This window comes from Agromyces binzhouensis, assembly GCF_004135055.1.
Classification (GTDB): domain Bacteria; phylum Actinomycetota; class Actinomycetes; order Actinomycetales; family Microbacteriaceae; genus Agromyces; species Agromyces binzhouensis.
On sequence record NZ_SDPL01000168.1, the window covers coordinates 1 to 6,431 of the forward strand.

Sequence of the window (6,431 nt, forward strand, 5' to 3'; positions counted from 1 at the left end):
TCTCCGCCGCGCTCATGCTCGGCCGGTCGCGCCGGAGCGTGCTCGTCGTCGACGGCGGGCGGCCGCGGAACGGTCCGGCCCAGCACATGCACGGCGTGCTCGGCCGCGACCACACGTCGCCGCTCGACCTGCTCGCGGCGGGCCGAGCCGAGCTCACGCGCTACGACGTCGCGATCGAGTCGGGCGAGGTCGCCGACGTCGCCGAGGTCGAGGCGGATGCCGCGGGGCCGGCCGGTCCCGCCTTCGAGGTCGTGCTCGACTCCGGCGAACGGCACCTGGCGCGCCGCCTGCTCGTCGCGACGGGACTGCGCGACGAGCTGCCCGACATCCCGGGCCTCGCCGACCAGTGGGGTCGGGGCGTCGCGCTCTGCCCGTACTGCGAGGGGTGGGAGTCCCGCGACCGGCGGATCGCGGTGATCGCCTCGAGTGCCGCGAACGCCCACCAGGCGCAGCTCCTGCGCCAGCTCTCGGCCGACGTGGTGTTCTGCACGCAGGGCGCCGTGCTCACCCCGGCCGCACGGGCCGGGCTCGACGCGCGGGGCATCGTGGTCGAGGAGCGGCGCGTGGTCGAGGTGTTCTCGGACGAGGGCGGCCGGCTCCGGGGCATCCGACTGGAGGACGGCGGCGAGTGGGAGGCCGACGCGGTCTTCGTCGCGCCGAAGGCGGTGCCGCACGACGCGGTGCTGCGGCGGCTGCGTGCCCGGTCGATGCGGCAGGGCGGCGTCGACCAGGTGCTGGTCGACGAGGACGGCCGCACGAGCGTCCGCGGGCTCTACGCCGCGGGCAACGTCGTCGGGTCGCGTTCGTCGGTGCCGTGGGCGATGTCGTCGGGGAGCCTGACGGGCGCCGCGATCAACGCCGACCTCGTCGACGAGGACATCCGCGCCGCGCTCGAGGCGCGCGGCTGAGCCGACCGGCTGGTCGGAGCCCGTCACGCGTCGACTCGTCCGCGAGCGTCGATGCCGGCGCGTTCATCGTGCGGGCAGCCCACCGCGACATCCGGGGGTTCGCCGTATGCCCGCCGACGGCGACGCTGGATACCGTCGCGGCATGACCACGACCGAGACCCCCGTCACCGCCGATCCCGCTGCCGGAGGCGGCCCATCGCCCGCCTCGCCACCCCGTCGTACCGGGGGCCGCATCGGCCTGGCATGGGTGCTGCTCTCGTCGCTCGGGATCGCGGCGTTCGCGGTGGCACCGTACCTGACCGCGTCCCTCGAGGCCCTCGCCGACTCGGGGACGGGCGGACTCGCCGACCACTACGCGGCACAGCCGCCGGCCGTGCTCGTGGCGTTCTACGTCCACATCGTCGCGGGCGGGATCGCGCTCGCCGCGGGCCCGTTCCAGTTCTGGCGAGGGCTCCGCGACCGCGCACCCGGCCTGCACCGGTGGACGGGTCGCGTCTCCCTCGTCGCCATCGCGATCGCGGGCCTCGCGGGGCTCGCGCTCGCGCCGTCCAGCGCCGCCGGTCTCGTCGGCACGTTCGGGTTCGGAACGCTCGCCGTGCTGTGGCTGCTCTCCGGATGGCGAGGGTACCGTGCCATCCGTCGCGGCGACGTGCCGTCGCACCGTGCCTGGATGATGCGGACCTTCGCCCTCACGTACGCCGCGGTGACACTCCGGCTGTGGCTGCCGCTGCTGATGTTCGCGCAGGTGCTGTTCGCCGGGGCGGGCGGGTTCGATGCGGATGCCGCGTTCGCGAACGCGTACGCCGCGGTGCCGTTCCTCTGCTGGCTGCCGAACCTCATCGTGGCGGAGTGGCTGATCAGGAGGCGTGGCCTGCCGTCGTACCGGCTCGTCGCGGGTCAGGGCACGCGGTAGCCCGCGGCGCGGACCAACTCGTACCACTCGGCGCGCGTCAACGGCACGTCGGAGCCCTGTGCGGCCCCCGCGACGCGCTCGGGCGTCGTCGTGCCCAGCACGACCTGCATGTCGGCCGGGTGCCGCGTGATCCACGCCGTCGCGATCGCGATCGCGGGGACGTCGTAGGCCGCCGCGAGGCGGTCGATGACGGCGTTCAGCTCGGGGTAGTCGGGCGAGCCGAGGAAGACGCCCGTGAAGAAGCCGGCCTGGAACGGCGACCACGCCTGGATCGTGATGTCGTGGAGCCGGCAGTAGTCGACGATGCCGCCGCCGTCGAGGTTCATGGACTGCTCGACGCCCTGCATGTTGGCTGCGAGGCCCTGCGTCACGATCGGCGAGTGGGTGATCGAGAGCTGCAGCTGGTTCGCGACGATCGGCTGGCTCACCGACCGCGTGAGCAGGTCGATCTGCGCGGGCGTGTGGTTCGAGACGCCGAACCGGAGCACCTTGCCGGCGGCCTCGAGCTCGTCGAAGGCGCGCGCGACCTCGTCGGGCTCGACGAGGGCGTCGGGGCGGTGCAGGAGGAGGACGTCGATGCGGTCGGTGCCGAGGGCCTGCAGCGACCCGTCGACCGACTCCATGATGTGCTCGTACGAGAAGTCGAAGTACGGGCCGTCCTTCACGATGCCGGCCTTGGTCTGGATGGTGATCTCGTCGCGCTGCGACGGGGTCAACCGCATGGCCTCGGCGAACCGGCGCTCGCAGCCGTGGAGCTCGTCGCCGTAGACGTCGGCGTGGTCGACGAAGTCGATCCCGGCGTCGCGGGCGGTGCGGACGAGTTCGCGGACGGCGTCGTCGCTCATCCGGTCGATGCGCATCAGGCCGAGCACGACGTTCGGGACGGCGAGGTCTCCGCCGCCGAGCTGGATGGTCTTCATCGATTCGACTCCTGTCATCGTGGGTGCTGATTCACGATAGGCACCGCAGATTCAGAAGTCCAACAACTTTCATTCATGGCATTCAGAAGTAGACTGGATGGATGGACCTGCGGCAGATGGAATACCTCGTGACGCTCGCGGACGAGCAGCAGTTCACCAGGGCCGCGGCCATCTGCGGGGTGTCGCAGTCGGGCCTCTCGGCCGCGATCCGGAGCCTCGAGGACGAACTCGGCACGACGCTGTTCGATCGCACGACCCGCCGGGTGGAACCCACCGACGCAGGTCGCGCCCTCCTCCCCCACGCCCGGATGATGCTCGCCCAGGCGGGCGCCGCGCGCGACGCGGTGCTCCGGGCCGCGCACGAGCTCTCCGGCAGCCTCCGCATCGGCGCCGAGCAGTGCCTCGGCTTCGTCGACGTCGGCGCGCTGCTCGAGCGCATCCGGCGCCGGTACCCGCTCGTCGACCTCGACTTCACCCAGGCGGGCTCGCGCGACCTGGTCGCGCGGGTGCGCGACGGCGACGTCGACCTCGCCTTCGTCGCCGGCACCGACGTCCCGGGGCGGATGCCGCGGACCGAGCTCGGCCGTCGACCGCTCGTGCTCCTGGTCCCGCCGAGTCATCCGCTCGCCGGCGCCGGCGTCGTCGACTGGCACGACCTGCGCGACCTCGACTTCGTCGACTTCCACGAGTCGTGGGCGGTGCGCGCGCTGAACGACGCCGCCTGCGCCGAGCACGGGACGGCGCGCCGCATCCGCTGCACGGTCGACGACGTGCACACCCTGCTCGACCTGGTGCATCGCGAACTCGGCGTCGCCCTCGTGCCGCAGCACATCTCGGCGAAGCCGCAGGCGGCCGGGCTCGTGCCGCTCGCGCTCCCGGCGTCCGCCCCGCCGTGGGTCGTCTCGCTGATCGCCGGCGAATCGTCGGCCGCGTCGTCCTCGGTCGTCCTCGAGCTCCTCGACGCCGACCTCGCGCTCAGTGCCTGAGCACCGGATCAGTCCGCCGGTCGGCGTCCGCGCGTCGGTGACGCCGAGTGGGCGGCGGACGGCAGCTCCAGGGTCATGAAGACGCTGTTCGGGTCGATGGCGTAGCCGGCGAACGGGGGGCACTCGCGGAACCCGTACTTCGCGTAGAGGGTGCGCGCCGGGCGGAAGAACTCCTCCGCCCCCGTCTCGAGGCTGACCCGCGCGTACCCGCGGCGCGCCGCCTCCGCGAGGACGTGGTCGAGCAGGCGTGCGCCGATGCCGCGGCCCCGAGCCGCGGCATCCGTTCGCATCGACTTCAGCTCGCCGTGCCCGGCTTCGAGCTCCTTCAGCGCCACGCAGCCGAGCAGCTCGTCGCCGTAGCCGATGGTCCAGAACGTCACCTCGGGCACCGAGAGCCCGGAGACGTCGAGGGCGTGCACGCTCTCGGCGGGCGAGGTCGCGTACATGTCGGCGAGGTGGTCCTCGAGCAGGCGGATGACGCGGGGGTCGGCGAGATCGGCCGGGCGGATGTCGAGGGCGGGGACGGTGCTCACGGGTCCATTCTCCCCGGCGGGTGTTTCGCGCTCGTGTCGGCGGTCGATGCGGGTGCGGCTCGCTCCGGACCCGCATCGACCGTCCGCCGCCCGACGCGACTCGCTCGGATCAGGCTTCGCTGGAGACCAGGAACTTCATGCCCTTGCCGCTGCGGAGGGCGTGGATCGTCTCCTCGACGGCGTCGAAGCCGACCTCGTCGACCCAACCGGTCGTGTCGTAGAGGCCGTCGGCCATCGCGGCGATGACGGCGTCGAAGTCCTCGGGCAGGTAACCGAGTGCGCCGACGATCTCGGTCTCGCCCATCACGAGCTGGGTCGGGAAGAACTCCATGGTCCTCTCGTGGAGCGCGACGACGACCACGCGACCGAGCGGTGCGAGGTTCGCGAGGGCGGATGCCACGGCGACGCCGACGCCGGCCGCGTCGAACGCGACGTCCACGCCGTCGCCGTTCGTGAGCTCGGCGACGCGGGCGGCCAGGTCCTCGCTCGTGGGGTCGACGACGGTCGCGCCGAGCGCCTCGACGGCCGCACGACGGACCGGGCTCGGCTCCGAGACGATGACGTTCTCGACGCCGTGGCCCTTGAGGGCGAACCACACGCCGACGCCGATCGGGCCGGCGCCGGCGATGAGCGCCGTGCCCCCGGCCTTCACGCCGCTCTTCTCGACGGCGTGCCAGGCGACGGCCATCGGCTCGACGAGGGCGCCGAGACGCAGGTCGACCGACTCGGGCAGCACGTGCAGCTTGCTCGCGTCGACGGTGGTGAACTCGGCCATGCCGCCGCCGTGCGAGGTGAGGCCGTGGAAGCCGATCGTGCGGCAGGCGTTGAACGCGCCCTTGCGGCACGCGGCGCACTGGCCGCAGTTGTAGATCGGCCAGACCGCGACGCGGTCGCCGACCGTCACGCCCTCGACACCCTCGCCGAGCTCGACGACGGTGCCGGCGAACTCGTGGCCGAGCACCTGGGGCAGCGTCGCGCCGGTCAGGGGGTGCGGGTGCTCGAGGTCGAGACCGGCCTCGGCGGGCGCGTAGTAGACGTGGAGGTCGGACCCGCAGATGCCGGCGTACGCGTTGCGCAGCTTCACCTGGCCCGGGCCCGGCGCGGGCTCCGCGATGTCCTGGACCCGCAGGTCCTCCTTGCCGTGGAAGACGACAGCTCGCATCGTGTGCGACTCCTTGCTCGTGGGACGTGGCTCGAGGGCGCGGCGGCCGCGGTTCATCCACGCGGTGCGACCACGAGTCGGGTGCCCGTCTTCGGACATCCGTGCTCCACGGTAGCACTTATCTGACATCTGTCCGATAATGGAGGAAGGAGGCGACATGGGCGAACTCGATCCCCGACAGGTGCGAACCCGCACCGCGCTGCACCGCGCCGTGCTGGAGACGGTCGAGCGGACGCCGCTGGCCGACGTGTCGGTCGCCGCCATCGCGCGCGCCGCGGGCATCAGCCGCGACACGTTCTATCGCCACGCGGCGAGCGTCGCCGAGGTGCTGGCGACCGCCCTGGCGGAGCGGCTCGATGCCGCAGTCGCCGAGTTCGCGACGTTCGAGGGTCCCGCGCGCGAGCGCTTCGAACGCGGCGAGCACCGACTGTTCGCGCATGTCGCACAGCACCGCGCCGTCTACCTGAACGCGATGGCGCCCGGGCTCGCGGAACCGGTGCGGGGCGTCCTCGTGGGGCGGATCGAGCAGGCCCTGGCCGAGTACCTCGACACCCACCCCGACGTCGCGCCCATCGCCGCCGGCCACCTCTCGCGGGCCGAGCACCACGCCCTCTACGCCGCCTACGGCGCCGCCGGCACCGTCGGCGTCATCGAGCACTGGCTGCGCGCCGGCGCCGTAGGCGACGCCGACGACATCGCCCGCAGCACGCTCGCGGTCTCGGCGCCGTGGTGGTGGGCCGACTGACGCGGTCGGCCCACCACCCGCGCCGGTCGTGAGGATCGACCGTGGCGGTCAGCGCCCGACCAGATCGTTGAACCAGCCGGGGCCGGCCACGGCGACGCCGCCGGCGAGCCGGGCGCGGAGTCCGCGGTCCGCGGTGACCACGAGCACGTCCTCCCCGGCGAGGGCGAGTCGAGCGGCCTCGTCGACGATCGCGCCGTCGCCGTCGGCGGCCGCACGCACGACGTCGATCCCGGCCGGAGCGGACGCCGGCTTCGCCCCGCCCTC

The 6,431-nt window shown here is 73.1% G+C and carries 7 protein-coding genes and 1 pseudogene; 4 read left to right on the top strand and 4 right to left on the bottom strand.

Annotation, left to right across the window (positions count from 1 at the left end; all coding sequences use genetic code 11):
- A partial coding sequence (locus ESO86_RS09585; protein ID WP_165307592.1) for an NAD(P)/FAD-dependent oxidoreductase occupies positions 1–908 on the top strand: 908 nt, incomplete at its 5' end.
- A 142-nt stretch (positions 909–1,050) separates the two neighbouring features.
- Complete coding sequence (locus tag ESO86_RS09590; RefSeq protein ID WP_129234696.1) at positions 1,051–1,821, top strand: DUF2306 domain-containing protein; 771 nt, start codon at positions 1,051–1,053, stop codon at positions 1,819–1,821.
- Here ESO86_RS09590 and ESO86_RS09595 read toward each other — a convergent pair.
- Positions 1,806–2,741 (bottom strand): aldo/keto reductase, encoded by a 936-nt coding sequence (locus tag ESO86_RS09595; RefSeq protein WP_129234697.1) that lies wholly within the window; start codon positions 2,739–2,741, stop codon positions 1,806–1,808. The genes ESO86_RS09590 and ESO86_RS09595 overlap by 16 nt on opposite strands.
- A 101-nt stretch (positions 2,742–2,842) precedes the next feature.
- Here ESO86_RS09595 and ESO86_RS09600 point away from each other — a divergent pair, with 101 nt between their 5' ends.
- Entirely contained in the window at positions 2,843–3,727 is an 885-nt protein-coding gene (locus ESO86_RS09600; protein ID WP_129234698.1) for a LysR family transcriptional regulator, read from the top strand.
- Between the two features lie 8 nt (positions 3,728–3,735).
- Here the strand turns inward: ESO86_RS09600 and ESO86_RS09605 are convergent, their stop codons facing one another.
- Together ESO86_RS09605 and ESO86_RS09610 are read right to left on the bottom strand one after the other, a co-directional pair.
- Positions 3,736–4,260, bottom strand: coding sequence for a GNAT family N-acetyltransferase (locus ESO86_RS09605; RefSeq protein WP_242492300.1), 525 nt, complete (start codon positions 4,258–4,260; stop codon positions 3,736–3,738).
- 109 nt (positions 4,261–4,369) lie between these two features.
- Positions 4,370–5,422: a 2,3-butanediol dehydrogenase gene (locus ESO86_RS09610; protein ID WP_129234699.1), complete on the bottom strand. Its 1,053-nt coding sequence runs from the start codon at positions 5,420–5,422 to the stop codon at positions 4,370–4,372.
- 157 nt (positions 5,423–5,579) lie between these two features.
- On the opposite strand from ESO86_RS09610, the gene ESO86_RS09615 reads away from it, so the two are divergent.
- Positions 5,580–6,167 carry a TetR/AcrR family transcriptional regulator gene (locus ESO86_RS09615; RefSeq protein WP_165307594.1) on the top strand — a complete coding sequence of 196 codons (588 nt, stop codon included), beginning with the start codon at positions 5,580–5,582 and terminating at the stop codon, positions 6,165–6,167.
- 48 nt (positions 6,168–6,215) lie between these two features.
- Here the strand turns inward: ESO86_RS09615 and ESO86_RS18785 are convergent.
- Positions 6,216–6,431, bottom strand: a pseudogene (locus tag ESO86_RS18785) (NTP pyrophosphohydrolase); the annotation flags it as partial.